25 protein-coding genes, 1 tRNA gene and 1 pseudogene are annotated in these 26,714 nt (G+C 71.6%); 19 read left to right on the top strand and 8 right to left on the bottom strand.

Translation table 11 applies throughout. The features are described from left to right. Nucleotides 1-67: 67 nt before the first annotated feature. From ETD83_RS13810 to ETD83_RS13800, 3 genes are all read left to right on the top strand, one after another. On the top strand, nucleotides 68-895 hold the full coding sequence (locus ETD83_RS13810; RefSeq protein WP_138645513.1) for an S-methyl-5'-thioadenosine phosphorylase: 828 nt from the start codon (nucleotides 68-70) through the stop codon (nucleotides 893-895). Then, nucleotides 892-1,503 (top strand): Flp pilus assembly protein CpaB, encoded by a 612-nt coding sequence (gene cpaB / locus ETD83_RS13805; RefSeq protein ID WP_138645512.1) that lies wholly within the window; start codon nucleotides 892-894, stop codon nucleotides 1,501-1,503. Before ETD83_RS13810 ends, cpaB begins: the two co-directional genes overlap by 4 nt. 142 nt (nucleotides 1,504-1,645) lie before the next feature. After that, the gene (locus tag ETD83_RS13800) at nucleotides 1,646-2,059 is read left to right on the top strand and encodes an MscL family protein (protein WP_138645511.1); all 414 of its coding nucleotides are present in this window, start codon (nucleotides 1,646-1,648) and stop codon (nucleotides 2,057-2,059) included. Between the two features lie 75 nt (nucleotides 2,060-2,134). Here the strand turns inward: ETD83_RS13800 and ETD83_RS13795 are convergent, their stop codons facing one another. Together ETD83_RS13795 and ETD83_RS13790 are read right to left on the bottom strand one after the other, a co-directional pair. Beyond that, nucleotides 2,135-3,175 (bottom strand): D-alanyl-D-alanine carboxypeptidase family protein, encoded by a 1,041-nt coding sequence (locus tag ETD83_RS13795; protein ID WP_138645510.1) that lies wholly within the window; start codon nucleotides 3,173-3,175, stop codon nucleotides 2,135-2,137. An 82-nt stretch (nucleotides 3,176-3,257) separates the two neighbouring features. After that, on the bottom strand, nucleotides 3,258-3,704 hold the full coding sequence (locus ETD83_RS13790) for a hypothetical protein (protein ID WP_138645509.1): 447 nt from the start codon (nucleotides 3,702-3,704) through the stop codon (nucleotides 3,258-3,260). 134 nt (nucleotides 3,705-3,838) lie between these two features. Here ETD83_RS13790 and ETD83_RS13785 point away from each other — a divergent pair. From ETD83_RS13785 to ETD83_RS13755, 8 genes are all read left to right on the top strand, one after another. Further along, nucleotides 3,839-3,911 (top strand) — tRNA-Arg (locus ETD83_RS13785). A 241-nt stretch (nucleotides 3,912-4,152) separates the two neighbouring features. Then, the gene (locus ETD83_RS13780; protein ID WP_138645508.1) at nucleotides 4,153-5,604 is read left to right on the top strand and encodes an amidohydrolase family protein; all 1,452 of its coding nucleotides are present in this window, start codon (nucleotides 4,153-4,155) and stop codon (nucleotides 5,602-5,604) included. A gap of 49 nt (nucleotides 5,605-5,653) precedes the next feature. Continuing rightward, the gene (locus tag ETD83_RS43640) at nucleotides 5,654-5,866 is read left to right on the top strand and encodes a hypothetical protein (RefSeq protein WP_205717655.1); all 213 of its coding nucleotides are present in this window, start codon (nucleotides 5,654-5,656) and stop codon (nucleotides 5,864-5,866) included. A gap of 9 nt (nucleotides 5,867-5,875) precedes the next feature. Further along, on the top strand, nucleotides 5,876-6,682 hold the full coding sequence (locus ETD83_RS13770) for an alpha/beta fold hydrolase (RefSeq protein WP_138645507.1): 807 nt from the start codon (nucleotides 5,876-5,878) through the stop codon (nucleotides 6,680-6,682). A 310-nt stretch (nucleotides 6,683-6,992) separates the two neighbouring features. After that, nucleotides 6,993-7,934, top strand: a complete 942-nt coding sequence (locus ETD83_RS13765; protein WP_138645506.1) for a hypothetical protein — start codon at nucleotides 6,993-6,995, stop codon at nucleotides 7,932-7,934. A gap of 240 nt (nucleotides 7,935-8,174) precedes the next feature. Beyond that, nucleotides 8,175-8,675, top strand: a complete 501-nt coding sequence (locus ETD83_RS13760) for a SigE family RNA polymerase sigma factor (RefSeq protein ID WP_230420888.1) — start codon at nucleotides 8,175-8,177, stop codon at nucleotides 8,673-8,675. A 475-nt stretch (nucleotides 8,676-9,150) separates the two neighbouring features. Beyond that, entirely contained in the window at nucleotides 9,151-9,810 is a 660-nt protein-coding gene (locus tag ETD83_RS44405; protein ID WP_230420887.1) for a hypothetical protein, read from the top strand. 157 nt (nucleotides 9,811-9,967) lie between these two features. Then, on the top strand, nucleotides 9,968-11,317 hold the full coding sequence (locus ETD83_RS13755) for an FxsB family cyclophane-forming radical SAM/SPASM peptide maturase (protein ID WP_230420886.1): 1,350 nt from the start codon (nucleotides 9,968-9,970) through the stop codon (nucleotides 11,315-11,317). Here the strand turns inward: ETD83_RS13755 and fxsT are convergent. Further along, entirely contained in the window at nucleotides 11,248-13,782 is a 2,535-nt protein-coding gene (fxsT, locus tag ETD83_RS13750; RefSeq protein ID WP_138645503.1) for an FxSxx-COOH system tetratricopeptide repeat protein, read from the bottom strand. The genes ETD83_RS13755 and fxsT overlap by 70 nt on opposite strands. A gap of 241 nt (nucleotides 13,783-14,023) precedes the next feature. Here fxsT and ETD83_RS42470 point away from each other — a divergent pair, with 241 nt between their 5' ends. The 6 genes from ETD83_RS42470 (at nucleotide 14,024) to ETD83_RS13725 (ending at nucleotide 21,517) form a co-directional block, all read left to right on the top strand. Continuing rightward, nucleotides 14,024-14,170, top strand: a complete 147-nt coding sequence (locus ETD83_RS42470) for a hypothetical protein (RefSeq protein WP_171064186.1) — start codon at nucleotides 14,024-14,026, stop codon at nucleotides 14,168-14,170. A 96-nt stretch (nucleotides 14,171-14,266) separates the two neighbouring features. Further along, on the top strand, nucleotides 14,267-16,207 hold the full coding sequence (locus ETD83_RS42465) for an nSTAND1 domain-containing NTPase (protein ID WP_171064185.1): 1,941 nt from the start codon (nucleotides 14,267-14,269) through the stop codon (nucleotides 16,205-16,207). Between the two features lie 239 nt (nucleotides 16,208-16,446). Next, nucleotides 16,447-17,784 (top strand): MFS transporter, encoded by a 1,338-nt coding sequence (locus ETD83_RS13740; protein ID WP_138645502.1) that lies wholly within the window; start codon nucleotides 16,447-16,449, stop codon nucleotides 17,782-17,784. Between the two features lie 57 nt (nucleotides 17,785-17,841). Continuing rightward, nucleotides 17,842-18,915 carry an effector-associated domain 2-containing protein gene (locus ETD83_RS45300; RefSeq protein WP_138645501.1) on the top strand — a complete coding sequence of 358 codons (1,074 nt, stop codon included), beginning with the start codon at nucleotides 17,842-17,844 and terminating at the stop codon, nucleotides 18,913-18,915. A gap of 1 nt (nucleotide 18,916) precedes the next feature. Further along, on the top strand, nucleotides 18,917-20,761 hold the full coding sequence (locus tag ETD83_RS13730) for a WD40 repeat domain-containing serine/threonine protein kinase (RefSeq protein ID WP_138645500.1): 1,845 nt from the start codon (nucleotides 18,917-18,919) through the stop codon (nucleotides 20,759-20,761). A gap of 33 nt (nucleotides 20,762-20,794) precedes the next feature. Next, entirely contained in the window at nucleotides 20,795-21,517 is a 723-nt protein-coding gene (locus tag ETD83_RS13725) for a class I SAM-dependent methyltransferase (protein WP_138645499.1), read from the top strand. 48 nt (nucleotides 21,518-21,565) lie between these two features. Here ETD83_RS13725 and ETD83_RS13720 read toward each other — a convergent pair whose 3' ends face one another. After that, on the bottom strand, nucleotides 21,566-21,946 hold the full coding sequence (locus ETD83_RS13720; protein ID WP_138645498.1) for a hypothetical protein: 381 nt from the start codon (nucleotides 21,944-21,946) through the stop codon (nucleotides 21,566-21,568). Nucleotides 21,947-22,011: 65 nt separating this feature from the next. Between ETD83_RS13720 and ETD83_RS13715 the strand changes: the two are divergent. Then, nucleotides 22,012-23,255: pseudogene (locus tag ETD83_RS13715) on the top strand (erythromycin esterase family protein). Nucleotides 23,256-23,288: 33 nt separating this feature from the next. On the opposite strand, the gene ETD83_RS13710 reads toward ETD83_RS13715, so the two are convergent. Next, complete coding sequence (locus tag ETD83_RS13710; protein ID WP_171064183.1) at nucleotides 23,289-23,828, bottom strand: EF-hand domain-containing protein; 540 nt, start codon at nucleotides 23,826-23,828, stop codon at nucleotides 23,289-23,291. Between the two features lie 228 nt (nucleotides 23,829-24,056). Here ETD83_RS13710 and ETD83_RS13705 point away from each other — a divergent pair, with 228 nt between their 5' ends. Beyond that, nucleotides 24,057-24,512 carry a tellurite resistance TerB family protein gene (locus tag ETD83_RS13705; protein ID WP_138645496.1) on the top strand — a complete coding sequence of 152 codons (456 nt, stop codon included), beginning with the start codon at nucleotides 24,057-24,059 and terminating at the stop codon, nucleotides 24,510-24,512. A 12-nt stretch (nucleotides 24,513-24,524) separates the two neighbouring features. Here the strand turns inward: ETD83_RS13705 and ETD83_RS13700 are convergent, their stop codons facing one another. From ETD83_RS13700 to ETD83_RS13690, 3 genes are all read right to left on the bottom strand, one after another. Continuing rightward, complete coding sequence (locus ETD83_RS13700) at nucleotides 24,525-25,418, bottom strand: M56 family metallopeptidase (protein ID WP_138645495.1); 894 nt, start codon at nucleotides 25,416-25,418, stop codon at nucleotides 24,525-24,527. Continuing rightward, nucleotides 25,415-25,777 (bottom strand): BlaI/MecI/CopY family transcriptional regulator, encoded by a 363-nt coding sequence (locus ETD83_RS13695; protein WP_138645494.1) that lies wholly within the window; start codon nucleotides 25,775-25,777, stop codon nucleotides 25,415-25,417. The genes ETD83_RS13700 and ETD83_RS13695 overlap by 4 nt, the downstream gene beginning before the upstream one ends. A gap of 484 nt (nucleotides 25,778-26,261) precedes the next feature. Further along, nucleotides 26,262-26,714, bottom strand: a 453-nt coding sequence (locus ETD83_RS13690) for a snapalysin family zinc-dependent metalloprotease (RefSeq protein WP_138645493.1), incomplete at its 5' end; no start/stop codon positions are given.

The following is a 26,714-nucleotide window of genomic DNA, read 5'->3' as shown; positions in this document are numbered from 1 at the left end:
TCCGGGGTTATCCACAATTCGCGGACGGTCTCCCGGGTGCCGCGGCGGGGTGGCTAGTGTCGGCGCCATGTCCACTCAGCCTTCCGGTTCCCCGCCCGCCGCCGAGATCGGAGTCATCGGCGGCTCCGGGTTCTACTCGTTCCTCGACGACGTCGAGGAGATGCGGGTCGAGACCCCGTACGGCCCTCCGAGCGACACCGTCACCGTCGGCGAGCTCGCCGACCGCCGCGTCGCGTTCGTCCCGCGCCACGGCCGCGACCACCGGTTCCCGCCGCACAAGATCCCCTACCGGGCCAACCTGTGGGCGCTGCGCTCCCTCGGCGTCCGGCAGGTGCTGGCCCCGAGCGCGGTCGGCTCGCTCACCCCCGACCACGGCCCCGGCACGCTCGCCGTGCCCGACCAGCTCGCCGACCGCACGTCCGGACGGGCGCAGACCTACTACGACGACGGCGCCGCCGTCCACGTCTCGTTCTCCGACCCGTACTGCCCGGTCGGCCGCCGCACCGCCGTGACGTCGGCCCGCGCCGCCGGCTGGGATCCCGTCGACCGCGGCACCCTCGTCGTCATCGAGGGGCCGCGCTTCTCGACCCGGGCCGAGTCCCAGTGGTTCGCCTCCCAGGGCTGGACGCTCATCGGGATGACCGGCCACCCCGAGGCCGTCCTCGCCCGCGAGCTGGCGCTCTGCTACACGCCGCTGTGCCTCGTCACCGACCTCGACGCGGGCATCGAAGAGGGCGAGGGCGTCACCATGGACGAGGTGCTCCGCGTCTTCGGGGAGAACATCGGCCGCCTCCGCACCGTCGTCGCCGACATCGTCAAGGCGCTGCCGGCCGACCGCTCGTGCCCGTGCCCGAACGTCCTGGACGGCATCAAGCTTCCCCTGGAGCTCCCGTGAACGTCCGCTTAAGCCGCCTGCGGCGGCCGCTGGCGGCGCTGTTCGCCGCGGCCGCCGCCGGGCTCGCCCTCCTGGCCCTGCGCCCGGCACCGCCGCCGTCCGTCCGCGTCCTCGCCGCCGCCCGCGACCTCCCGGCCGGGAAGGCTCTCATCCCCTCCGACCTGCGCCCGGTGAGCCTCCCTCCGGGCTCCGTCCCCTCGGGCGCTCTCCACTCACCCGCCGCCGGACGCGTCCTCGCCGGCCCCATGCGCCGTGGCGAGCCCCTCACCGACGCCCGCGTCGTCGGCGCCGCCCTGCTCCGCGGCTACGGTCCCGGCACGGTCGCCGCCCCCGTCCGCGTGGCCGACGCCGACGCCGCCCGACTCCTCCGCCCCGGCGACCGCATCGACGTCCTGACCACCCCGGCCCGTCCCGATCCACTCGAAGGGCCACACCAGCAGGGCCCGGCGCGAATCGTGGTCTCAGCCGTGCCCGTCGTCGCGATCCCACCCCCGAGCGAGGGCCGCGCGGAGGAGGGAGCACTGGTCGTCCTGGCCACCGACCGGGCCCAGGCCGCGGCGCTGGCGGGCACCGGAGCACCCCTGTCCCTGACGATCGCCAACCCCTGACCGATTTCACGCCGCACTCGTAAGTCCGCACCTCAGAGATCGTTTTTGTCCTGACTTGGCGATTCCGGGGATGTTTCATTACGATCCGTAGCCGTTCCTGCGCAGATCTGCATGCGCACCCCCGACACCCCTGGAGCTCGACATGAGTGGATTCAAGACGTTCCTCTTCCGCGGGAACCTCATCGACCTCGCCGTCGCGTTCGTCGTCGGAGCCGCCTTCGCCGGCCTCGTGAAGGACTTCGCGAACTCCTTCATCACCCCCCTGATCGCGCTGCTCGGCGGCAAGCCCGACTACACCCGGCTGTCGGTCACGATCAGCGGCACCCAGTTCCCGTACGGGATCTTCGTGACCTCCGCGATCGCCTTCACCATCACGGCCGTGATCGTGTACTTCCTGGTGGTGCTGCCGACGACCAAGCTGATCGAGCGGATGGACCGGCGAAGGGAGGCCACCGAGCGCGAGTGCCCGCAGTGCCTCGGTGAGATCCCCATCAAGGCAAGCCGCTGCCGCCACTGCACCATCGAGGTCGTCCCCGCCACCGAGATCCCGCTCTAGCCGAGCAGACGAAACCTCACAGGGCGGCCGTCCAGCGGCACGAGATACGGGCCGAGACGGCGAACGACGCCGATGTCACTCGTCGTTCTCGGTGCCGTACTCCCAGTGCCACGGCTCGAACGGGTTGCTGTACGCCCACGCCGGATGGATCCACCCGTACTTCCCGGCATTGGCCTCCATCCAGTTGAACTGGACCGACCCAGAGTTCTGCACGCCGCCGCAGAGATCGACGGCCTGGCCCTTGCCGTGGTTGCTCGTCCCGGGAACCGCGGCGAAGCCCGGCCGCTGCGCGTAGATCCGGTGCTGGTCCGACAGGTTCCGGTACGCGTCCGTGACGCACATGTCACGGCCGAACCGGCGCTTGTAGGACGCGTTCAGCTTGTAGAACGCCTGCGCCGCGTCCGCCCGCAGCTTGTGCCCCTTCTGCGGCAGGACGCACAGGTACCTCGACGGGATCAGCCCGTTCGGGAACTGCTTCGCGTCGCTCGAAAGGCCCCTGTCGCACCCGAGCTGCAGCCGCTTCAACCGGCTCACCGCGAGCTTGTCGAGCATCTCGTTGAGCTGCTCGGTCAGCTGCGCCGACTTGCTCTTCAGCCCGTCGACCTCCTGCTGCAGGCGGGTCTGCTCGACCGCGTTGCGCGACTGCAGGTCCTGAGCGGTCGTGGCGAGCCGCTTCCGCCGCTCCTGCAGCTCATCGGCACGGTCCACAAGCGCCTTCTGCGACTGGGCGAGCAGCGTCACGTCCGCCGTCGAACGCAGCGCCTGCCCCGGGTCACCGCCACCGAAGATCGACATCGACCCGGCGGCGCCGCGCTGCTGGTACGAGGTGTTCGCCAGCCTGGCCAGCGGCTCCCGGATCTCGTTCAGCTCGGCCTCGGCCGCCGCCAGATCCTTCAGCGTGTCCCGCAGCTTGACCTGCGAAGCGGCCAGATCCTTCTGCCGGTCCTCCATCCGCTTCGTGGCCTTCTCGAGCTCGGTGCGGGCCTTCGACGCTTCACGGCGCAGCGACTCCAGAGGGTCGGCCCGACCCTCGGCCGCCGTGGCGGCGCCATGCGGTGAGATCATCGTCATCACCAGGAAGACCGCGGTCAGCGCCGCCGACCGGGGGTTCGGCACGGTGGTTTTCCTCCTGATGCCCAGTTGCGGAACAGCGGCAGAACGCTACTACAGGTTCTACGATGACCTGTGCGTAATCGGTTCAGCGACCACGGTGAGCATGCTGCGGCTCGCACCACCGGTGCATCCACCAGACGTCTTCCCAGCCCGGCGGGCACGGCCGCCTCGTCCTGAAGGACGGCGACGGCTTGGGAGTCCTCTTCTTCCGCGGCACCGCCTCCGGCAGGGGCGCCCGCTTGGGAGCCTTCGTCCCCGCCTGCGGCTCCGATTCGGGCGGCACGTACTCCCCGTACGTCGGCTCCCCCTCGGGCGTCACGGCCGGGGTCACGTTCCGCGCCGACGACCCCACCGTCTCCGGCCGCTCCCGCACCGGGTCCTCGCGCAGCCCGAACGCGACCAGTGAGGCCAGCACAACGGGAACCACGAACGCACCCGCGACGACACCGATCCGCTTACCCCGGGACGAACGCGCGTCCACCTCGTCCTCGGCAACCCATTCCTTCGGCTGCCCGCGATGCCGACCCGTCACGGCACCGAAGCGTACCCACACCGCCCCCACCCGGCCTAGGGGCACCGGAGCCCCCATAAGAAGGAGCGCTCGGCACTCCCCGTCCCCTACCCTGGAGGAGCCGTCCGCTACGCTCTTGCCGCAAGCGACGACACGCCTCCGTAGCTCAGGGGATAGAGCACCGCTCTCCTAAAGCGGGTGTCGCAGGTTCGAATCCTGCCGGAGGCGCACAGAACATGGGGAACTCCGCCCGGCCGCGGCCGGGCGTTCGCATTGGTGCGCTGGGACGGGGTTCCTGAGCGGCGTTGAGCGTGTCCGGCCGAGGGGCTTCGTGACCGCAGTCACGCCAGGGGACCTAGAGCTATGACGGTCCGGGTATAGCCCCGTCCGTAACCGGCATTGGGAATCAACCGCTCGGGTGTGCTCAAGATATGGACACCCATGCGCCCACATTTCCGGAGGTCAGCTCATGAGCGTCTCACGTACCGTGATCACCGGCGGACATGTCCTCACGATGGACCCGGGCCTCGGCGACCTGCCGGGCGGCGCCGTCCTGATCGAGGACGACCGGATCGCGGCGGTCGCGCGGGACGCGGCGGAGTTCCAGGGCGTCGACGCCGAGACCGTCGACGCGTCCGGCGGGATCGTGCTCCCGGGCATGATCGACAGCCATCGGCACACCTGGATGGCGCTGATGCGGGCCGTCTCCGCCGACGAGTCGCTGCCGGAGTTCCTCGCCGGCACCTTCTACGGCACCGGCTCCTTCCTGGAGGCCGCGGACCTGGGCGCGGCGTCCACGGTCGGCGCGCTGGAGGCGCTGGACGCGGGCGTCACGACGATCATGGACTGCAACGACTGCGTCAACACCCCCGAGCACGCCGACGCCAACGTCGACGCGCTGCAGGCCGCCGGAATCCGCGCCGTCTACAACTACGGGATGCAGGCGTACGAGTTCCCGCGCGCGTTCGCCTCGCACGACGACCGGCTCAAGGACGCGTCCCGCCTGCGCCGCGAGCGGCTGTCGGCCGACGACGCGCTGGTCACGATGGGGATGCTGCTCACCGACTTCGGCATCCTCCCGTTCGGCACGATCGCCGCGGAGATCCGGCTGGCCCGCGAGCTGGGCGTGCTCCGCGCCTCGCACACCGCGGCGGCGACGACGTCCATCCTGCTGAAGGGGCTGCGCGAGCTCGCCGACCACGACCTGCTGATCCCCGGGCACGTGCACATCCACTGCCCCGCGCTGGACGAGCAGGAATGGCGGCTGATGGCCCGGCACGACCAGCGGGTCACCATCGCGCCGGAGACCGAGATGCAGATGGGCATGGGGATCCCGCCCTTGCGCGCCGCGATGGACCACGGCCTGCGTCCCGGCGTGTCCACCGACATCGTGTGCGTCGGCTCGGGCGACCTGTTCTCGCAGATGCGCCTCGGCCTCCAGACGCAGCGCATGCTCGACAACGCGAAGGTGCACGCCACCGGAACCATGCCCTGGACGATCGACCTCACCACCCACCACGCGCTGGAATGGGCGACCGTCAACGGCGCGCACACCCTCGGACTCCAGGACCGCATCGGCTCACTCACGGTCGGCAAGAAGGCCGACGTGATCGTCGTCAAGCCGCGGATGGACCTGGTGCGTCCGAGCCACATGGCCGGCACGGTCGTCCTGCAGTCCACGGCCGCCGATGTCGACACGGTCCTGGTGGACGGCGTCGTCCGCAAGCGCGGCGGCACGCTCGTCGGGCAGAACCTGGCGGCTGTGCGCACGCGGGCGAACGCGGCGCTCGACCGGATCCAGGAGGGCCACGCGCGGCTGCCGAAGCACGGCGCCGACGAGCTCGCCGGCTGGTTCGGCGCCGCCGAGCGGATGGCCAGCCGCAACTTCAGCGACGCCTACGCGGACGGCCTCCCGGCCTGACCGCCGTCCCCCCGCACCTGCACGCATCGACCGGGAAAGGAACCGAACCGTGGCATCGACCAGGACCGCGCTCACCGTCGTGTGGGACCACCTGATCGGCACGCTCATCGGCGGGGCGTGGAAGGCCGGAGTGGAGATCCGCACCGAGACCGTCGAGGCGAGCCCCGACGGCCGCGTCCTGCTGCGGTCCGGTGCGTCCTGCATGCGCGCTGCACTGACCGTCTCGACCGGCGCGGGGCGCTTCGCCGGAACGTCCCGTTGAAAGGAAGACATGACCGACCTCAAGACCATCCGCGTTGCCGGCCAGCCGATCACCTACCAGGACCAGGGTCCGGCGGACGCGCCGGTCGTCGTCCTGCTCAGCGGCTGGTGCCATGACCACCAGCTGTTCGACCAGCTCGTCCCCCGCCTCGCCGACGACCTGCGCGTCCTGTGCGTGGACTGGCGCGGCCACGGCGAGGACCGCTCCCCCGTCGACGACTTCGGCTACGCCGAACAGGCCGGCGACACCCTCGCCGTCCTCGACGCGCTGCACGTGGACCGGTTCCTGCCCGTCTCGCACTCGCACGGCGGCTGGGCCAACCTGGAGATCGCCGAAAGGACCGGCACTGCACGCGTGCCCCGCCTGATCGTCGTCGACTGGCTGATGACGCCGCCGTCCCCCGAATTCTCCGCCGGGCTCGCCGCCATTCAGGACCCCGACCGCTGGACCGACGCCCGCCAGGACCTGTACGACGTGTGGCTCAACGGACATCGCCACGAACGCGTCCAACGCCACCTCGACGAGGAGATGTCCGGCTTCGGCTTCGAGATGTGGGCCCGCTCCTGCCGCGTGATCGCCGACGCCTACGCCGAGTTCGGCTCCCCCTTGCAGCGGATGGCCGGGCTGAGCGAGCACCGTCCGATCAAGCACCTGTTCTCCCAGCCGACCACCCGTTCCTACGAGCAGGCGCACATCGACTTCCAGAGCGAACACCCCTGGTTCGAGTACCGCACCCTGGACGGCCCGACCCACTTCCCCACGCTCGAATCCCCCGACAAGGTCGCCTCCGAAATCCGCGCCTACATCGAGACCTGATGCCCCGGACCGTGGCGTGGGTGAGCGCCGCGGAGCTGCGCCTGTACGACGGGCCCTCGTCGAGAGGTGGCTAGTCCAAGCCGATTACCGGGGGCGCCGTCTGGTCGGGTTGGGGGAGCCACCTGTTGATCGAGACCATCGCCTGGTAGTGGGGCGCCGAGATCACCGGCGACGGCGGGGCGGCGCTGCTGGCCGAGCGCGGCGACGTCGGCGGCAACCTGCTGCTGCGCCGGCTGCGGGCGCGCGGGCGCGGTGACGGCGGCCGCGCCGACGCCGCCGAGGTCGCCGTGGTCGTGCTCCGGGGGCCACCGTGCGCGGCCAGCTCAGCCTGGAGGACGCCGAACTGGCCGGGGAGGGGATGTGCGCGCTGGCCGCCGAGGGCGTCCGAGCCGAGACGGACGTCTTCCTCACCCGCATGACGGCCACCGGCGCCCATCCCGACGGTGTGGTGTGGTTCACCGGCGCCGAGATCGGAGGAAGCCTGGTCTGCGACGGCGCCACCGTGACCGGCGGAACCGGGTCGCGCGCCGTCGACCTTCGCATGGTGACGCTCGGCCGCACGCTCAGCATGCGTCCCGATCTGGCCGGGACCTCCGGGCCCGACCTCGTCGCCCTCGACGGGCTCACCTACCGGATGGTCCCGCACGGCATGACGTGCGCCGAATGGGTCGCCTTCCTGCGCGACCGGGCGTGCTACGCGGCGCAGCCCTACCGCCAGCTCGCCGACGTCTACACGGCCGCCGGATGGGACGACGACGCCCGCAAAGTGCTCATCGCCCAGCAGGACGACCTGCTGGCAGGCGGGCGCGGCCTGTCGAGGGCCGAACGGCTGCGGCTGCGCGTCCTGCGCACCGTGCTCGGTTACGGCTACCAGACCTGGCGCGCCCTGGTCGGCCTGGCCCTGACCATCCTCGCGGCGGTGATCCTGACCGTGGTGGCGGCGCAGACGACCGACGCCGTCCAGGTGCCCGCACGTCCCGGGGCCGCCCCAGCCGTCCCGTCAGGCGACGCCGCCTCCGGGCAGGGGGCGGACGGGCAGAAACGCGACTGCGACTTCGTCGACCAGGTGGGGCTGGGGATCGAACTGGCCGTTCCACTGGTGAGCACGACGAGGCGGACACGGTGCAACCTCGTCCCCACGTCCGACGGAGAACAGTGGATCGTGGCGGCCGGATGGGTGCCGCAGTTCCTGGGCTGGGCGTTCGCCACGCTCTTCGTGGCGGGCTACACGAAGCTGATCCGCCCCGCCTGACACGCCCGCGCACGATGCCCGCGGGGCGGCCGCGCACGATGCCCGCGGGGTGGTGCGGGTCGGTCGGCGTTCATGAGTAGATCTTCGCCGCTGCGGCGGACTTCGGCGGTAAAGGCTGCACAAGCCGGTGCTCGCTCACCACGTGGCCCCCTTGGATGTGGAGGTAGGTGGGGCACTCTTTCTTGGTGACGTGCAGCGTCCGAGCGGGGTCGCGTGTCCTTGGGTGTGAGGAGGTGCACCGTGCCGGACAAGGAGCTGGCCCGGTTCGACGATTTCGTCACGAGCCGGCTGCCGGCGCTCTACCGCTACGCCTGCGCGCTCACCGGCAACCGGCACGACGCCGAGGACCTCGTTCAGGAGGCCCTGACCAGGACGGGCGCCGGGTGGCGGCGGGTACGGCGCAAGGACGATCCGGAGGGTTATGTCCGCGTGACGATGGTGCGGCTCATGCTCAACCGGCGGCGGCGCGACCGGGAGCGGTTGATGGCCGACCCGCCCGATCGGGCGGCCGATGACCAGCGGCTGGACGGTGTGACGGCGCTTGCCGCGACCCAGGCGGCGCTGGCCGGGCTGCCGAAGGGGATGAGGGCCGTGCTCATGCTGCGCTACGTCGATGGGTTCAGCGACGAGCAGATCGCCGATGTGCTCGGGTGCAGCGCCAGCACGGTGCGAAGTCAGGCGTCCCGTGCCCTCGCCAAACTGCGAGCCGCGGCCGAAGCCCAGGAGGAGTCACATGGATGAGTTCGAGCGGAAGCTCGGAGAGCTGCTGACCTCACCGTTCAAGGACGAACATCCGCCGGTGTCGCTGCAGAGCCGAATTCTGCGGAATGCGGCGGCGGCCCGTCGCCGGAGGGTGGCCGCCGGAACCGTGGTGGCCGCCGCGGTCGCGGGGCTTACTCCGGTGGCCGTCATGCAAGCCGTCCCGGAGCGGTCTCCGGCCGACGACCCTGCGACCGTGAGGGCGACGTCAGGGCAGACGGATCTGAGCGCTGTGGTGGAGCGCGGCACGATCGTGAGGATCCCGAGAAATCTGCCGGGCAAATCTCCGTTCGAGGCAATGGCACTGGCCAGGGACGGCACAGTTCTCGGCGCTCCCCAAGCGGGAGGCGACGGAAACGACGGAAGGTCCACCGGGATCTGGCGTGCGGGCCCCGCGGGCGGTCTTCCCGCACTGGTCACTGAGACCGCGCCCGGATCGCGCGCCTACCTATGGACAATGGCGGCCGGGGAGGCAGGGTACCTGTGGCCGGATGGTGAGCGCCTTTCCTGCCGGGGACGCTCTGGTGAGGGCCCGACCCGGACACTCGATGCGGCCTGGGGTGGACGAGACCGATTCTTCGCCGACGGCCCGGCATTCGTGTGGGGACGCGACGCCGACTCTCTGATGGTGGCGACCGCTTGCGGCGGCGGGGCACGGACCTATGCGGTCGGCGGAACGTTGGAGACCTTCTCCTATCCTCATGCGATCGTCCGGGTGGGAGCCGGCCTTCGGCAGGTCGATGTGCGCGATGGTGCCGTCCGCGACCTTCTCCGCCTGCGGGAATCGGCGGACCCGGTCTTCGCAGCGAATTCGCGCCTGATCGCCTGGGCGGGCGGCGGGGCTCTCTCGGTGCTCGACAGAGACACCGGCGGCTCGCGTAAGATCCTCCGCACGCTGCCTCACGCGGCCGACCCCGCCTATGCGGGTCGGATCACCGCGGGTGACCGAATCGTCGCCTACACGGCCGCGCATCAGGACGAGGACGCGGCCGAATCGGTCGTGTTCGACGTCCGGACCGGCCGTGAGGCCAGGCTCGGCGGAGAAGCGTGGGCCGCGGGCGACTGGCTGCTGTGGCGGGACGGCGCCGACTACCGGCTCGCCCGAGTGCGGTCGTGAGGGGCACCGCCCCGCGCGACGTTGCGCGCAGCGGCCTGAACTCGGCCGGCGACAGCGGGGACGTTTAGCGATCTTGAGGGACGTACATATCACGGCAAAGCGCACTAAAGCCCTACGTGCCCGCGCGTCCGGTTTCTCGGCCCAGGGAGCGATCAGCGTGGCTGACGCACAGCGAGACGACGCGCTCGAGTGGCCGCAGACGCTCGACGTCGCGTCCCTGCTGGGACGGGGGTGGCGGCCGACGCCGTTCCGGGAATTCGTCCTCAAGGTGCACAGCCGCTGCAACCTGGCCTGCGACTACTGCTACATGTACGAGATGGCCGACCAGGGCTGGCGGCGCCAGCCGCGCAAGATGGCCAGGCCGACCGTGGACCGGGTGGCGGAACGGATCGCCGAGCACGCCCGCGCCAAGCTCCTGGACCGGGTGGACGTGACCCTGCACGGAGGCGAACCGCTGCTCGCCGGCGAGGACCACCTGCGCTACACGATCGAGACCGTGCGCGCCGCGTGCGCGCCGGAGGCCGAGGTGCGGTTCCACGTCCAGACCAACGGCGTCCTGCTCGACCGGCGGTTCCTCGACCTGTTCCTGGAGCACGAGGTGCGGGTGGGCGTCAGCCTGGACGGCGACGAGGAGGGCCACGACCGTCATCGCCGGACGAGCACCGGCCACGGCAGCTTCCAGTCCGTGCAGGCGGGGCTGGAAAGGCTCCGGGACGAGCCCTACCGGCGGCTTTTCAGCGGCCTGCTGTGCACCGTCGAGCTGCGCAACGACCCGGTGCGGACGTACGAGGCGATGCTCGCCTTCGAGCCGCCCACCATCGACTTCCTGCTGCCGCACGGAAACTGGGACGCGCCCCCACCCGGACGGCCGCCGGACACGTCCACCCCCTACGGCGACTGGCTCGTCGCCGCGTTCGACCGCTGGTACCGGTCGCGGGAGAAGCGGACGAGGGTGCGCCTGTTCGACGACATCATGATGCTGCTGCTCGGGCGGCCCGCCGGGGGCGAGGCGGTCGGGCTGTCTCCCGTCGCCATCGCGGTGGTGGAGACGAACGGGCGGATCGAGCAGGTCGACTCGCTCAAGTCCGCGTACGAGGGCGCGTCCGCGACCGTGCTGCACGTGTCCCGGGACCCGTTCGAGGACGCGCTGCTGCTGCCGTCGATCGCCGCCCGGCAGATCAGGGACTCGGCGCTGGCCGAGCAGTGCCGGGCGTGCCGCCTGCGGTTCGTCTGCGGCGCCGGGCACTACGCGCACCGCTACCGGAGCGGAACCGGCTTCCGCAATCCCTCGGTGTACTGCCATGACCTCCAGCGCCTGATCACCCACGTCCACGGCGTGGTGTCCGAGGAGGTCGCCGTGATCCGGGCACGCCGCGACCGCGCCACCGCGGGCGGGAGCGGCGGGAGCGGCGGGAGCGGCGGGAGCGGCGGGGATGATCAGATGGGCGGCGGGTCGAAGTCGGCGTCCAGATGGCGGCCTTCCATGAAGACCACCGCGTCCGGGTGATTCAGCGTGAGCGTCCTCCGGTAGGCCGCCATGGTGCCTTCCCTGAGCTCGGTCGCCTCCTCCGTCCGTCCGATGGCCATCAGGTCGGCCGAGAGGTTGGCGGCGCCGGACAGGGTGAGCGGGTACTCGTCCCCGAACAGCGCGCGCAGCCGCCGCAGGGTGTCCTGGCCGAGGCCGCAGGCCGCCTCCAGCTCGCCCAGCGCGGCCAGGTCGCTGGCCAGGTTGAGGGCCGTGGTCAGCGCGTAGTCGTGGTCGCGGCCGAGCTGGGCGTCCAGCCCGGCGAGGGCCCGCTCGTTCAGCTTCCGCGCCGCCACCGGGTCACCCTGGACGCGGCGCAGCACGGCCAGGTTGGTCAGGCACGCCGCGGCGTAGGGGTGAGTCTCCGGGAAGATCTCGGTGTACCGGGCCGCCGAGTCCGCGGCCAGTTCCGTCGCCTCCTCCACCCTGCCGGCGGTGCGCCAGAGGTTGGACAGGCACACGGCCGCGGCGAGCGTGTCCGGTGACTTCAGCCCGTACAGCCGGACGCACCGCTCCTGCACCTGTGCCGCCAGCTCCTCCGCCCGCTCGAAGTCGCCGTACCTGCGCAACGCGACGGACAGGTCCTTTCCGATGCGCAACGTCCAGTTGTGTTCGGGTCCGATCGCGTCCTGGGCATTGGCGTAGGCGTCCTCACCGAGGTCGCACGCCTCCGAGTACTCCCCCGACAGCCGGACGGCCCTGGCGAGCCCGTTCAGCGCGTTGAGCATGCTGGCCTTGACGATCGCCGGCCCCTGCTGCCGCCACCCGGAGTACGCCCGGTTGTGCAGGTCCCGCGCCTTCCTGTAGTTGCTCATGAGGCCGTGGTCGATGGCGAGGTTGTTCACGGCGCGGAGGGTTCCGACATGGTCGGGGCCGTACTTCTCCTCGAAGCGGCGCATCGCCTCCTCGTCGCGTCTCAGTGCCTCGCGGAAGTCGCCGAGCGCCCTCAGGTCGGCGGCCGACCCGCGCAGTGCCCACAGGGTGATGTCATCGGTGGGGCCGAGCGTCTTCTCCGCGGTGCCGAAGACCTCGGCGTTGAGCTCGGTCACCTCCTCGTATCTGCCCAGTTCCCGCAGGGTGTTGGTGTGTTCGAGCTTCACCCGGATGACGTCGGGGTGCTCGGGCCCGGACTCGGCGCTCCACTTGTCGATGAGGTCCTCCGCGACGCTCAGCGCGGCCGTGTAGTTGGCCGAGCTCGACAGGTAGCGCAGCATCCGGATGGCGAAGGCGCGGACCTCCGGGACGCGGCAGTCGGAGACCGTCGAGGGAACCAGGTGCCCGACGAGCCCGCCGTACTTCGGCCAGTTCGACTCGTCGTCGGGCTCGCCCAGGTCGTAGTCGGCCAGCAGGAGATGGACCTCGTGCTGGTTCCGCTTCCGCTCCTCCGGGGACAGTTCGTCCTGCACGAGTTTCTGGACGAGCCGGTGCACCTGAATGGTCCGCCCCGGTATGTCCAGACGGGCCAGCGCGTACCGGCCGAGTTCACCGAACGCGCGCCCCAGCCGGATGGTGTCGCCGAGCAGTCCGGCCATCTCGGGACGCAGCCCGGGCGGGGCCTCGCTGAGGACCTCCCGCGGAATGGGCTCGGAGCCGAAGAAGGCGCAGACCCGTAGCAGGTCCACCGCCTCCGGGAGGCTCTCGCTGAGGCTCGCCACCGAGACGCTCCACGCGGCCGTCATCGGGACCGGGTACTCGACGGGCCGTCCCTGGGAGAGCAGCTGGCTGGTGCGATCGCCCAGCTGTTCCAGGTATTCCGACACGGTCATGCCGCGCTCGAAGAGCAGCGCCCCGGCCTGCTCCAGTGCCAGCGGCAGGTCGCCCAGCGGCTCGGCGAGACGGTCGGCGTCCTCGGCGCTGATGGCTCCGCGCACCCGCTTCGTCAGGAACTCGACGCTCTCGTCCCGGTGGAACACGTCCACGGGGACCGCGTCGACCAGGCTGGCCCAGCGGTGGTTGCGGGAGGTGATCAGCACGTGCCCCGGGTCCTGCGGGAGGATGTCGAAGAGATCCTCCGGCTGGTCGGCGTTGTCGAAGACGAGGAGCCACTTGTCGTAGGGGGTGCCCCTGCGCAGGGCGTCCAGGACGTTCTTCGCCGCGTCCTCGACTCCGGTCACCGTCGCGGGCGACAGACCGAGGTGGGGCGCGAGGTCGGCGAGGGCGGCCTTCACCATGGTCTGCTGGTCCGCCGGAATCCACCAGACGACGTCGTAGGTGTGCCGGTAGCGATAGATGTACTCGACGGCCGTCAGCGTCTTCCCGACGCCGCCCAGGCCGTGCAGGGCGTGCGGCTGCGGGACCACCGCGGTCACCCTGCCGGTGATCCCCTCGCGCAGCGCCGCCAGGAGCTCTTCGCGACCGGTGAAATTCCTGTTGCGCGGGGGGACTTTTCCCCAGACCGGCGGGACGCGCGACTCCGGCGTTCCGGCGGCTCCTTTTTGTCCGGACACTCGATCCGCCTCCGACTCACGTTCAGGCGCTGCCTCTCGGCAAGTCTAGATCCGGAACGGCATGGCGAGCTACGGCGAATGGGGAACACCACACCGCATTCTGCCGAAAATGTGTAACGTGACACGTTCTTAATTCGGCAGACCGGAAATGAAGTTAAGTTCTGAACATAGGAGAAGACGGCCGGGCGGGGTTATATTGGGACGACGGCCCAGGCCGAGCACCGATCCACTAGGAGGGATCATGCCGCCACTCGCCATCGACACCCAGGGAATCACGCCCGATCTCCTCCAATCGGACGACAATCCGATCCTCGCGGACGCGATTCAGGAAGTGATCGACCCGACCCGTTCGACGGCCGCCGCGGCCGGCTTCGAGAACAGGGTCTAGCGGGGGGTGGCCGGCCCGACGGGAAGACCGCATACGGACAATTTCCCGTCGTCGTCCCGTCGTCGTCCCGCCGGCCCTCCGCTATGTGACCAGGCGATGAGCGCCAGCGCACCATTCGTCGGCCCGCGTCCGTTCGACACGGCGGACGCGGGCGTCTTCCTGGGCCGGGGCAGGGAGGCCGCCGCCCTGGCGGGCGCCTGGCCCCGCAACCGGCTCACAGTGCTGCACGGCCCGGCGGGCGTCGGCAAGACGTCGCTGCTGAGCGCCGGCGTCCTGCCGAGGCTCGGCCCGGAGCGGGGCCGGGAGCACGGCGCCGAGGTGCTCCCGATCGGAAGGCCGGCGTTCGCCGGCGACTTCCCGCTGGCCGCGCTCCCGGACCTCAACCGCTACACCTTCGCGCTCCTGGCGTCCTGGTTCCCGGGCGAGCCGCCGGCCCGGATCTCGGGGTCGTCGATCGCCGGGCTGCTCCGCCGGAGATCCTCCGCCGGCGACCGCGGCTGGGGCGGCGACGCGCCCGGCCGACCGCTGCTCGCCGCCGTCGACCACGCCGACCTGCTCTTCCCCGCCGACGCCGACCGGGCGCGGCACGCCGGACGGTTCGCCGAGGAACTGGTCGAGGCCCTCGCCGACCGCCCGCGCCTGCGCCTGCTCATCGCGGTCCGCACCGAGAACGTCGAGGAACTGCTGGACCTGCTGACCAGGGCCGGGCTGCCGCAGGGCTCGGCGTCCAGGTTCCCGCTTCACCCGTTCGACCCGGATGCCGCCGTCGACGCGGTCAGCGGCGCCGTGGCGGGCGCCGACCATCCGCTCGCGGCGAGCGCCCGGCGGCTGGTCGGCGAGCTGGGCGGGAGCGAGCGCGGCATCGACCCCGCGCTCCTGCAGATCGTCTGCCACCGGCTCTGGGACGAAGCCGCACCCGGAAGCGGGACGCGCATCGCGCGCCTGCCGGAGCTGGTGGACCGGATCCTCCGCGACCACTGCCTCCGCGCCCTGGCAGCGGCGGCGTCCGACCATGGAGAGCGCCCCGGCACGCTCACGGAGTGGTTCAGGGACGCGTTCGGCCGCCAGCGCAGAGCGGTCCACCCGGGACGGGCGGCGGGCGAGCCGTCCGATTCGGTGATGTCCGCCCTCCAGGACGCGCGGTTGCTCTACGCGGAAGGACGCCCGGGCAAGCGCCGGTACCGCCTGCGGCAGGCCCGGCTGAGCGGGGTGGTCCGGCGGCTCGACCCCGACGCGGCGGACACCGTGCGGCGGCGGGCCCGGCGGCTGGACGAGGCGGAAGCGGCGTTCACCGTCCGCGCCCTGGAACCCGCCTGGAACCGCGCGCACGCCGTGACGGTGGCGGCCACCGACGTCCGGGAACGCGCGGCCGCCGAGTGCCTGCTGGGCACGATCGCCTACGAGCAGGGACGGCAGGCCGCCGCCATCAAGCACTACGACACCGCGGCCCAGGCGTACGGCGCCATGGGGGACGCCGCGCATGTGGGCATGCTGCTCGCCGCGGTCGGCCGGCTGAAGATCGGCGACGGCCCGTCCGAGGCGGTGAACCGGCTGCGCGCCGCCCTGACCCGGCTGCCGGGCGACCTGTTCGTGAAGACGGCGCTCGCCCAGGCGCTCTGGTACGCGGGACGCACCCAGGCGGCGCTCGCGATCCTCGACGACGCGCTCAGCCAGGACGGCGGCACACCGGAGGCGCTCAGGCTGCGCGGCGAGCTGCTGGCCGATCTCGGCCGTGGCGGCCCGGCGCTGCGCGACCTGGACCGCGTGAACTACGGGGACCGTCCGTCCAGCCGTGCCGCGTTCGCGCTGGCCAGGCTGACCCACACGGGAATCGGCCCGGACGGGACCGACGAGGTCGAGCTGATCGACAGCGCCGCCGACAGCGGGCCCGCCCTGCTGCGGGTGGCCAGGGTCCTGCGTCTCGGCGGCGAGGCCGACACGGCCGCCGGGCTGGCCGAACGCGCGGTCAGGGCCCGCCGCCCACCGCTGCCCCGGCATCTGCACCCGGAGGCGGAGAAACTCATGACCTCGGGATAGTCGACTGCGGGGACAGCTTTAGTTCGTTGTCCCCGTGTCCGGCTCCTCCGGTGGGTAATCTCCCGGGATGAGTCCGACTCTCGGCGCCTGCCCCTCGGCGGTGGTCAGCGGTAGATCCTTAACGTCGATGACCGCGTCGCCGTCGGGGCGTGATACCCGCCCCGGGTATCACGCCACGGGTATCACGCCATCGGAGCGTGATATCCGGGGCGGGGCGGTCGTCCACAGGCCGGCAGCCGATGAGAGGGCATGACTTCACTCTGCTGTGGAGCGCCTCGGCGGCCTCCCAGTTAGGTCACATGTGCGCCCTCACGGCCAATCCCCTGCTGGCGCTCCTGCTGACGGGCTCGCCCGTCGTGGCGGGCTGGGTGAGCGCCGCCGGCACCGTGCCCGCCCTGCTCATGCACCTCTTCGCGGGCTGGCTGGTCGACCGCCTCGACCGGCGCAGGCTGATGCTCGCCGGGCAGGTGGGACGGCTGGCGGCCGGCGTGCTCCCCCTCGGCGCGATCGCGTTCCGGGACTGGGCCGCCGCGCTGCTCATCCTCTTCGCGTTCTTCGAGGGCCTCTTCCTGGTGCTGTACAACACCGCCGAAGTGACCGCGGTACGGCATGTCGTGACGGCCAAGAAACTGCCCACGGCGCTGGCCACGAACGAGGCGCGCGGCCATCTCGCCCAGTTGCTGGGCAGGCCCCTCGGCGGTTTCCTCCTCGGCTGCGGAAAATACCTTCCCCATCTGGTGGGCGTCCTGGTCTCCGTGTGGGCGATATTCGCGCTCTCCCTCATGCGCCAGAAGAACTTCCGGCCGCGCGACGTCCATGATCCGTCAATGGCGGGGCCGGCCGGCCCCGCCGCCGTCTCCTTCCGGACCGTGCTGCGGATCGTGCTCCGGAGCCCCTTCCTCCGCACCGTGCTCATCATCGGCGCGGTCGGGAACTTCTGCTTCCAGGCCCTCGTGCTCTCGCTGCTGGTCCTGGCCAGGGAGCACGACATGTCCGGCGGGCACATCGGGCTGCTGCTGGCCACGTCCGGCATCTGCGGGCTCATCGGGTCGATCGCCGCCCCGAAGATCGAGAAGTGGCTCGGGGACGAGCGGACGATCGGTGTCTGCGTGGCGGCCTGGTCCGCGCTGACCCTGGTCGTCGCCCTGGTCGCCGAGCCCGTCACCGGCCTGGTCGCCTGGGGCGGGCTGAGCCTCACGGGCGGGCTCCTCAACGTCGCGCTCATCAACCACCAGACCGGGCGGGTGCCCGAGCACATGCTCGGCCGGGTCATGGGCCTCAGCCGTTTCCTCACCGGCGGCACCGTCCCGCTCGGCGCGCTGACCGCCGGGTACCTCGTCGCGGCGCTCGGGCCGCGGAGCACCACCTGGCTGGCCTGCGCCGGTGTTCTCCTGCTGGCGTGCGTCGTTCCCGTTCTGATGCGTCCGCGTCTGTTGCGTTCGCGTCTGACGATTCGGCGTAGAGCGCCGCGGCCGGCGCGGCTGCGGAGGGTGCTTCCCGACGGGCATCCGGAGCCGCAGGAGGCCGCCCGTCACCATTGGCTGAATGTGTGTCATGTGACCTTGACGGGCTGGTGAAGCCCCGTGGTACACCTCACTCGGAGGCAGTGACCGGCCGACGAACCGAGGCAGCGCATGTCCCCATCCAGCGGCCCCTGGAAGCCCAACGGCCTGAGCTCGCTCTTCGTCTGCGACATCGAGTCGTTCTCGATCCGCGCGCGTACCGATCTCGTCCGGCACCGGCTGAGGCGGGGGATGTACGACGGGCTGCGGGCCGCGTTCGACGGCGCGGGAGTCCCGTTCGAGCGCTGCTACCGCGAGGACCGCGGCGACGGCGCGCTGATCGTCCCGCCGCCGGCCACCGATCCCGCGACGCTGCTGACGTCCGTGATCGACCGGCTGCGGGCCGAGGTGCGGCGGTACAACGACCTCTCCAGCGGCGCCGCGCGGATGCGGATGCGGGTGGCGGTGAACACCGGGCTGGTCACCGCTGACCGCGAGGGCCTCGTCGGGACCGCCCTCAACCACGCGTTCCGGATCCTGGACGCCGACCAGCTCCGGGAGGGCCTGCGGCGGACCGGGGCGGACCTCGCGACGATCGCCTCGGACCGCGTCCACGAGGACCTGATATGGCACGGCCTGGGGCTGGTGGACCCGGCCGAGTACCAGCGGGTCGAGGTCCGGGTGAAGGAGACCGTGGCGGCCGCCTGGATGAGGATCCCGGGCATCCGCCCGCCGTTCCTCGTGAGCGCGGGCGCGCCGCCCACGATCATCGACGCGGAGGTCCTCCCGCCTGCGGAGCCCGCCGGACCGCCGTCCGCGAGTCGGCCGCCCGTGCCCGCGAGCCCGGCCCCGAAGGCCCTCCTGCCGAAGGCCCCCGTTCCGCCGCGACCGTTGCCGCCGCCCGTCACGGTCACCGATCCGCCCCCCGCGCTCGACGTCGCCGTGGACCGCGCGATGTGCCTCCGGGAGCTTCGCGCGCGGCGCCTGCGCGACCAGATCGTCGCGGAACTGCCGCTGCCGCTGGCCACCCGGCTCGGGACGCGGCAGGACGGGGACGACCGCGCCGACCTGTACGCCATCGTCAGCGCCTGCCGGGACCACCCGCGCGGCCTGGACGAGCTGCTGCGCGTCGTCAAGAGGTTCGCGGGAGACTCCGCGAAGGTCGAGGAGTTCGGAGAGTCGATCGACGCGCTGGGGCCGACATAAGGTGCCGCTCCAACCCCTGCGGGAAGGCGACGCCGGACACATCGGCGAGTACCGCGTTCTCGCCCGGCTCGGCGCGGGCGGGCAGGGCGTCGTCTACCTGGGCGAGGCGCCGGACGGCCGCCGCGTGGCGATCAAGCTGCTGCACGCCTGGTCCGGCGGCACCCCGCAGGGCAGGCTGCTGTTCGAGCGGGAGATCAGGCTGGCCGGTCGGGCCACCGGGTACACGGCCCGCGTCCTGGGCTCCGGCGAGCAGGCCGGGCGCCCGTACGTCGTCAGCGAGTACATCGAGGGCGAGTCGGTGGAGGACCGGGTCCGGCGGGCCGGGCGGTACGGCCGCGAGGAGGTCCTGGCGCTCGCGGCGGCGACCGCCTCGGCGCTCGCCGCCGTCCACGCCGCCGGGCTGGTGCACTGCGACTTCAAGCCGGGCAACGTCCTCACCGGCCCCTACGGCGCCCGCATCGTCGACTTCGGCATCGCCCGGGCCCTGGAGACCATCGCGCAACGCGACCATGAGCGCCGGGGCACCCCCGCCTACATGGCGCCGGAGCAGATCACCGGGGGACGGCTGGGCCCGCACACCGACGTGTTCGCCTGGGGGGCGACCATGGCGTTCGCCGCGACCGGTACGCCGCCGTTCGGCCTCGGCGACGGCGAGAGCGACCACGGGATCATGTACCGGATCGTCCACCACGAGCCGGACCTCGACGACGTGCCCGAGCCGCTGCGCGCCGTCGTCTCCGCCTGCCTGCGCAAGGAGGCGGCCGACCGTCCCACCGCCGCCAAGGTGATGTCGAGCCTCGGCCAAGGCGTCCCGCCACCGCCGCCGACTTCCGGCGGGCCGCCGGGCGCGTCGCCGGGGTCGTCGCGTTTCGGTGCCCCTATCGGCGATCCCTTGACGGGCCATACCGGGACCGTCCGCTGCGTCGCGTACGGCTCGTCCGGCGACCTTCCTATCGCCGTCACCGGAGCTCATGACCTGTCGGCCCGCGTGTGGGACCTCGCCGCGCGCCGTCAGCACGGGCCGCCGCTCCGGCACGACGCGCCCGTCCTCGCGGTCGCCTGCGGCGAACCGGCCGGGCCGCCGGCGGGCAGGCCGATCGTCGTCACGGGCTGCCAGGACGGCACGCTGAGCGTGTGGGACCCGGCCCGCGGCGAACGCGCCGGCGAACCGCTCCGCGGCCACGGCGGCGCGGTGACGTCGGTCTCCATGGCCGTCGTCGGCGGCAGGCCGATGGCGGTCAGCGCGAGCGAGGACCGCACCGTCCGCCTGTGGGACCTGGCCGCCGGACGCCAGCTCGGCCCGCCCCTGGCGGACGACGCCAGCCCCATGCCGGTGGCCTGCGGCGACCTCGACGGCTCGGCGGTGGCGGTCATCGGCGGCATGTGGGACCAGTCCGTGCGCGTCCTCGACCTGGACGACCGCCGCTGGACCGACCTGCGGCTGACCAGCCACACCGACTCGGTCGTCGCGGTGGCGTACGGGCGGCTCGCGGGCAGGCCCGTCGCGGTGACCGGCGGCTATGACCGGACCGTCCGCGTGTGGGATCTCGGGACGCGGCGCGAACTGGGCAGGCCCCTCGTCCACGAGAGGGCGGTCCTGTCCGTGGCGTTCGGCATGCGCGGCGGCGAGCCGATCCTGCTGGCGGGCGTCGCCGACGGCGCGGTCCAGGGGTGGAGCCTGCTGTCCCGGCGACCGCTCGGCGACCCGCTCGCCGCCGACCCGTCCGTGCGCGGTGCCGCCGCCGTCCCGGTCGCGTTCGGGCGGATCGGCGGCCGGCCGATCGCGATCACCTGTCCCGAGGACCGCGGTGTCCGCCTCTGGAGCCTCGGCACCCCTGACTCCTGACCGCCTGGGGCGTACGGGAAGTAGCCTTGGCCGGTGTTCTCGGCTCAAGGTCCGTCTCTGCGCGAACTGGCGATCCAGGCTCTGTCCTCCGTTGAGGACGGCTATGACAGGCTCGCGCCCAAATTCGACCACACGCCATTCCGCACGCCCGAAAGCGTGCTCGACGCGACCGCTGACGCGCTGCGTCCGCTCGGGCCGTTCGGCGAGGGCCTGGACGTGTGCTGCGGTACCGGCGCGGGAATGCGGGTCCTCCAGCCCTTGTGCGAGGGACGGATCTGCGGTGTCGACTTCAGCTCCGGAATGCTCGCGCAGGCGCGCGGCGCGCATCCGGACGCCGAATGGGTCCGGGCCGACGTCCGGGCGCTGCCCTTCGACGAGGGCTTCGACCTCGCGGTCAGTTTCGGGGCGCTCGGACATTTCCTGCCCGCCGAACGGCCCGCGCTGTTCGCCGGGGTGCACCGCGCCCTGCGGCCCGGCGGGCTGTTCGCCTTCCCGGTCGGTGCGCCGCCGCCCATCGCCTCGGGCTGGTATTGGACGCTGCTCGGATTCGATCTGGCCATGCGCCTTCGCAATGCGGTGTGGCGTCCTCCGTTCGTCATGTACTACCGCACGTGTCCGCTGCACGCCGTCCGCGACGATCTGGCGGGGGCCGGATTCACCGTGACGACCACCCCCTTGCCGTCCCTGGGGCGGCGCGCGGACGGAAGCGCGCGGTACCGCCTCGTCCTCGCCCGCAAGGCCGCGAACGTCCGGTAGGCCCAGAGCAGGCCGCCTCCACGACGGGCATCTTTGCAAGCGGTCGGCTTATCGCTTCAGTGCGTCGATGATCGGCCCCACGACGGCCATCACGTCGCGTCGCGCGGCGGCCGGGTCCTTGGCGGCGCTGATCAGGAGGGCGGCCTCGTCCGCCACCGCGAGCAGCGCGTGGGCGAGCGCCTTGACCGGCAGCTCGCGGACCGTGCCCTCGGCCATCGCCTGAGCGAGGACGCCCTCCATCATGCCGAGGACGTGGTTCTGGCAGATCTCGCGCCAGCGGGCCCAGCCGAGCACCGACGGCCCGTCGACCAGGAGGATGCGCTGCAGCTCCGGCTCCTCGCAGGCGTCGAGCCAGGCCAGCATCGCCCGGGTCATCGTCTCGGCGAAGTCGCCCTCGGGCGCCGTGGCCGCCGCGTCTGGGCCTGCCACGGGCCGCCGGTGCGACCGCCCCGGCGGGCGCGGACGGGCTGCGCGCCTGGCTGGACCGGCACGCGGTGCCGCTCTCCCGCCTCGACGCCGGAGGCCCGCTGGACGATCTCCAGGCGCTGCGTCCCCTGATCGGCGACGCGCGCATCGCCGGGATCGGCGAACCGGTGCACGGCGCCCACACGGTGACGGCCCTGAAGCACCGCGCGGCCCGCTTCCTGGTGGAGCGGCTCGGCTTCCGGACGATCGCCTGGGAGGAGAGCTGGGCCGCCGGAGTCGCCATCGACCGCTACGTCACCACCGGCGCGGGCGACGCCGCCTCGGTGGTCGGTGACGCGCTGTTCATGCTCCGCAGCCACGGCGTCCTCGAATTAGTGACGTGGATGCGGGCGTTCAACGAGGGCCGTCCGCCGCACGGCCGGGTCCGCTTCCTCGGCGCCGACATCCTGGAGCTGCGGCCGCGCCTGTACGACGAGATCCGCGCGTACGTCAGGGACGTCGCGCCGCACCGGTACGCCGACCTCGACCGCCACCTGACCGAGATCGCCATGCGCGGCGGGCCGCAGAAGCATCTGGCCTGGTACAACGATCCCGAATTCACCGACGAGCTCAAGCGCCCGTACATCGGGCACGCCCGGGCCGTCCTCGACACGGTGCGCCGCGCGGGCCCGGACGGTCGCAGGTCTCGTGGGACGACGCCGTCCAGCACGCGCGGGCCCTCGTCGGCTGGTACGAGTCCTACACCACCGCCGGTGACGAGCAGAACACGCGGGAGCGGTACATCGCCCGCTTCATCGAGACCTGGCGCCGCCGGACCGGCCACCGCGTCGTCTACAGCGCCGCCAACGCCCACACCGCCGGCGTCGAGGAGCAGGTGGTCTCGTTCCCCGACGAGTACCCCGGGCCGGACGTCACCCGGCGGCGGACGGCGGGCGGCATCCTGCGGCGCGTCCACGGACGGCGCTACCGCTCGATCGCCACCGTCTTCGACCACGGGGACGTCCTCACCGGCTGGGAGACGGGCGGCCCGAAGGTCTGCGCGATGCCGTCCCCGCACGAGTCGTTCATCGATCGCGACCTCGGCACGGCGCGCATTCCCGACTACCTCGTCGACCTGCGGCACGGCGCCCCGCCGCCGGTCCGGCACCGCCTCGACGGGCCCGCCAAGCTGCGGACCGTGAGCGCCGCCTACGTCCCCGAGAAGGACGCCGAATACCACCACACGGTCGGCTCGCTGTCCAGCGCGTTCGACGCGATCCTGCACATCGACCAGGTCACCCCGACCCGCCTCCTGAACGCCCCGCACCCGTGATCGCCGTGGACCTGGTTCCTGGTGGAGACCTTGTCAGTGGAGCCCACCCAGGAATGTCTTGGTCTCGGGGTCGATTTCGAAGTAGTAGTTGAGCCAGGCCCTCTGGTACTCCTCTCTGGAGATGGTGCCGTCTCCGTCGGTGTCCATGTCGGCTGCGGCCTGACGGGCCTCCTCCGGGTCGAGGCCGACGTTCTCCAGGAATGTCTGGAGTTCGGCTAAATCGATCCGTCCGTCGTCGTCGGTGTCGATGACCGCGAACTCCGCGGCGACCGCGTCCGCGATGCTCTCGGTGAAGAGCGGTCCGGCGCTCATCCCGCCGGCCAACGCGTCGATGAATTCCTCGCGCGTGACGCCTCCGTCGGAGTCGATGTCGGCGTAGTGGGTGACGACATCCCAGAAACGCTGATAGGCGGCGTGGAGCGCCTGGCTCTTGACGGACTCGGCGGGAATCTTCCCGGCCAGCACGACGCCACTGGCCAGCGCCGCCAGATCGTCCGCCTCGATCACCCCGTTGTGGTTTGCGTCGAAGAGGTCGAAGGTTCGGCCGTAGCGGAATGCCGCGTTGTCGCTCACGTGAGCTCCTCCCGAGGTCACCGTGCTGGACGCAGAACGTCACCGTAGCTTTACGCATGGTGTTCGATAAATAGCGGAGAGTGGTCCTGGTCGTAGCCGCGGATGGACATCGGCGATACCTCGGCGCACCGTCCGCCGCTCCCGGGCCCTCGGGTGCCGCGTCACGGCTACTACGGTTGTAGCAGGTCCGTTAGTGTCGGGTGGGACCGACAACGAGCGGAGGAACCGATGCCCTTCTGGGACAAGCTGCGTGAGTCGACCCAGACCCTGCAGACGCAGCTGCTCAGCAAGAAGAACGATCTGAAGAGCGGGGCGTTCCGGGACGCGAGCATGGCGATGTGCGCGCTGGTCGCCGCCGCGGACGGCAGCGTCGACCCGTCCGAGCGGCAGCGGACCGCGTCCCTGATCGCGAGCAACGAGGTGCTGCGCAACTTCCCCGCGGACGACCTGCAGCGCAGGTTCAACGACAACGTGTCGAAGCTGACCGCGGACTTCGACTTCGGCAAGGTCGCCGTCCTGCAGGACATCGCCAAGGCCAAGAAGAAGCCCGACGAGGCGCGCGCCGTGATCCAGATCGGCATCATCATCGGCGGCGCGGACGGGAACTTCGACGACAACGAGAAGGCCATCGTCCGCGAGGCATGCTTCGCGCTCGGCCTCGCCCCCGCCGAGTTCGAGCTCTGACCGCCCGCCTCCTCAGCGAAGGGCGAGGAGGGCCAGCATGCAGGACACGGCCGCCTGGTCGAGCTGGAGGGTCACGGCGGTCAGGGAACTGGTGACGAAGCCGTTGCCCATGAACAGCAGCGGGCCGGTGACCGCGTTCCTGTCCGGCGGCGTGCCGAGCAGCGCCTCGACGCGCTGTACGACACCGGACTCGGCGAACGCGGTGGCCGGCCCTGCGGACGGAGGGCGGGCGAGGGCGGCCTTGGCGATCGTGCGGGCGACGAGCGCGCGGTCGCCGGTCGCCTCCGCCGCGTCCTCGTCGGCCCACCGCTCCACCGCGAGCCGCAGCCGCTCGTTCAGCGGCCGCAGCGGCGGCAGCACCGCCGCGCCCAGCGCGCCGGCCGCCGCGTAGCGATGGTGCCGGTGCCGCAGGTGGGACGATTCATGCTGGAAGACGACATGGAGTTCCTCGGCGGTGAACGTCCGGAGCATGCCCTTCGACAGCAGCACACCGCCGTGCTTGCCCGGCACCGCGACGGCGATCGGGACCTCGGTCTCCAGCGGCTCGCGCGCCTGTGTCCGGCGCGCGGTGCGCAGTTCGTCCAGCCAGCCGACCGCCGCCTTGGTCGCGACGAGCAGCCCGGCGGCGGACAGGACGATCGCCGGAATCCCCACCACGCCCGGGACCGGCGCGTCATCGCCGAACAGCGCCCACTCGGGGACGTGCGCGGCGGCGGACGGCGCGAGCGTCGCCGCGTAGTTGATCGCCACGAAGACGCCGGTGCCGAGCGCGGCGACCGCCGTCATCGCCCCGGTCGTGGCCAGCAACCGCGCCGACCAGGACGGATGCAGCGGCAGCCGCGTCCGGCCGAGCGCCGAACCCAGCGCCAGCATGAGGGCGAGGGGCACGAAGGTGAACCAGTTCACCTGCCGTCCTCCGGTCGGTCGAGGAATCCGCGCAGCTGGCGCGCCTCCTCGTCCGTGAGCGTCCGGACGAACCGGTTCAGCACGCCGCCGGGGTCACTGGCGTGACGGAGGTGCTCACGCATGCGGCCCGCCACGAGTTCCGACTCGTCAACGGCGAGCCGGTACAGATAGTGCCGACCGGCCCGCGTCCGCGACACCAGCTTCTTCTCGTACAACCGGTGCAGGATCGTGTTCACCGTCGTGTACGCCGGATTCCCGTCGAGCCTTTCCACCAGCTCAGCGGTCCGCGCCGAGCCGCCGAGCCCGGCCAGCGCCGCCAGCACCTCCGCCTCCAGCTGCCCCAACGGCCTACGCGACAACGGCTTCTCCCTCCACGGTCGCCTCCCGCACGAACCGCTGGCACTGATCGCCACAACTGCCGGAACGGCAGGTAGTTTAACTACGCTTGTAGCAGATCGGGCAACCGGAATGGAGCCTGCGAGGCGCCGAACTCGGATGTTCCCCTGTTCCTCGCCGGATCGGGGGAGACGTCCTTCAGCCGGGATGGGAGAGGACGGGCACACCGCAGTCGGCCTCTCTTTTGGGCGATGCCCGTTTGGGTCGTACTCAGATAATTCGCTGAAATGCTTCCGCGCCGTGCCGAGGTGGAAGGTGCCGGAAGGCGGCGAAAGCTCTTCTAAGGCGGAGGCCGCCACGGCGTTTCCCGGCTCGCGGAAGAACGCCGTGGCGGCCCGATGTCGCTCTACCGTGTTGATCTCGCGATGCTTCCGAGCCGTCGCGGGACCAGGGCGTGAGCACCCGTGTGACGGCTACCGCCGGTGCCGGTCACGGGCTGGTGCGCGCTCACGGCGCGTCGACCACGAGACTCCCGGCGAAGGGGGAGGAAGTGGCGGCACGGGCACGGTAGTTGGCCTCCACCCGCGACTTCTCCGTGCTGTTCGGGATGGGGTTCTTGCAGCCCACCCCGGCAGTGGACCCGGACATCAGCGACGTGCACGGACCGGGTTTCATGTCGGGCAGGCCGAGGCTGTGGCCCAGTTCGTGGGAGGCGATCCGAGTGGTGTCGTATCCCTGGGTGACCGCCTGGCGGCCGAACCACACCTGGACGCGTCCACCGGGCCGGACGGGACCGACGATGGCGCGCGGCCAGCCGTTGTCGGCGATGATCTGGATCTCCGCCCGTCCGCCGGGCTGGGCCTCGACGAGCTTGACGTTCTGGACGTTGTCGTTCCACACCTTGACGCCGGCGGCCACCGCGTCCTGGAACTCTGCGGCCTGGCTGTCGTCGTAGTACAG

It is taken from the genome of Actinomadura soli (assembly GCF_005889715.1).
Taxonomy (GTDB): domain Bacteria; phylum Actinomycetota; class Actinomycetes; order Streptosporangiales; family Streptosporangiaceae; genus Spirillospora; species Spirillospora soli.
This window is presented reverse-complemented; position numbering and strand designations above follow the sequence as displayed.

Bases quoted from the DNA above. Each gene is read 5' to 3' on its own strand.
- ETD83_RS13740 (WP_138645502.1), top strand. From the start codon at position 16,447: ATGAGAGGGCATGACTTCACTCTGCTGTGGAGCGCCTCGGCGGCCTCC.
- ETD83_RS42470 (WP_171064186.1), top strand. From the start codon at position 14,024: ATGCCGCCACTCGCCATCGACACCCAGGGAATCACGCCCGATCTCCTC.
- ETD83_RS13705 (WP_138645496.1), top strand. From the start codon at position 24,057: ATGCCCTTCTGGGACAAGCTGCGTGAGTCGACCCAGACCCTGCAGACG.
- ETD83_RS44405 (WP_230420887.1), top strand. From the start codon at position 9,151: ATGGCGGCCGGGGAGGCAGGGTACCTGTGGCCGGATGGTGAGCGCCTT.
- ETD83_RS42465 (WP_171064185.1), top strand. From the start codon at position 14,267: ATGAGCGCCAGCGCACCATTCGTCGGCCCGCGTCCGTTCGACACGGCG.
- ETD83_RS13770 (WP_138645507.1), top strand. From the start codon at position 5,876: ATGACCGACCTCAAGACCATCCGCGTTGCCGGCCAGCCGATCACCTAC.
- ETD83_RS13780 (WP_138645508.1), top strand. From the start codon at position 4,153: ATGAGCGTCTCACGTACCGTGATCACCGGCGGACATGTCCTCACGATG.
- ETD83_RS45300 (WP_138645501.1), top strand. From the start codon at position 17,842: ATGTCCCCATCCAGCGGCCCCTGGAAGCCCAACGGCCTGAGCTCGCTC.
- ETD83_RS13800 (WP_138645511.1), top strand. From the start codon at position 1,646: ATGAGTGGATTCAAGACGTTCCTCTTCCGCGGGAACCTCATCGACCTC.
- ETD83_RS13810 (WP_138645513.1), top strand. From the start codon at position 68: ATGTCCACTCAGCCTTCCGGTTCCCCGCCCGCCGCCGAGATCGGAGTC.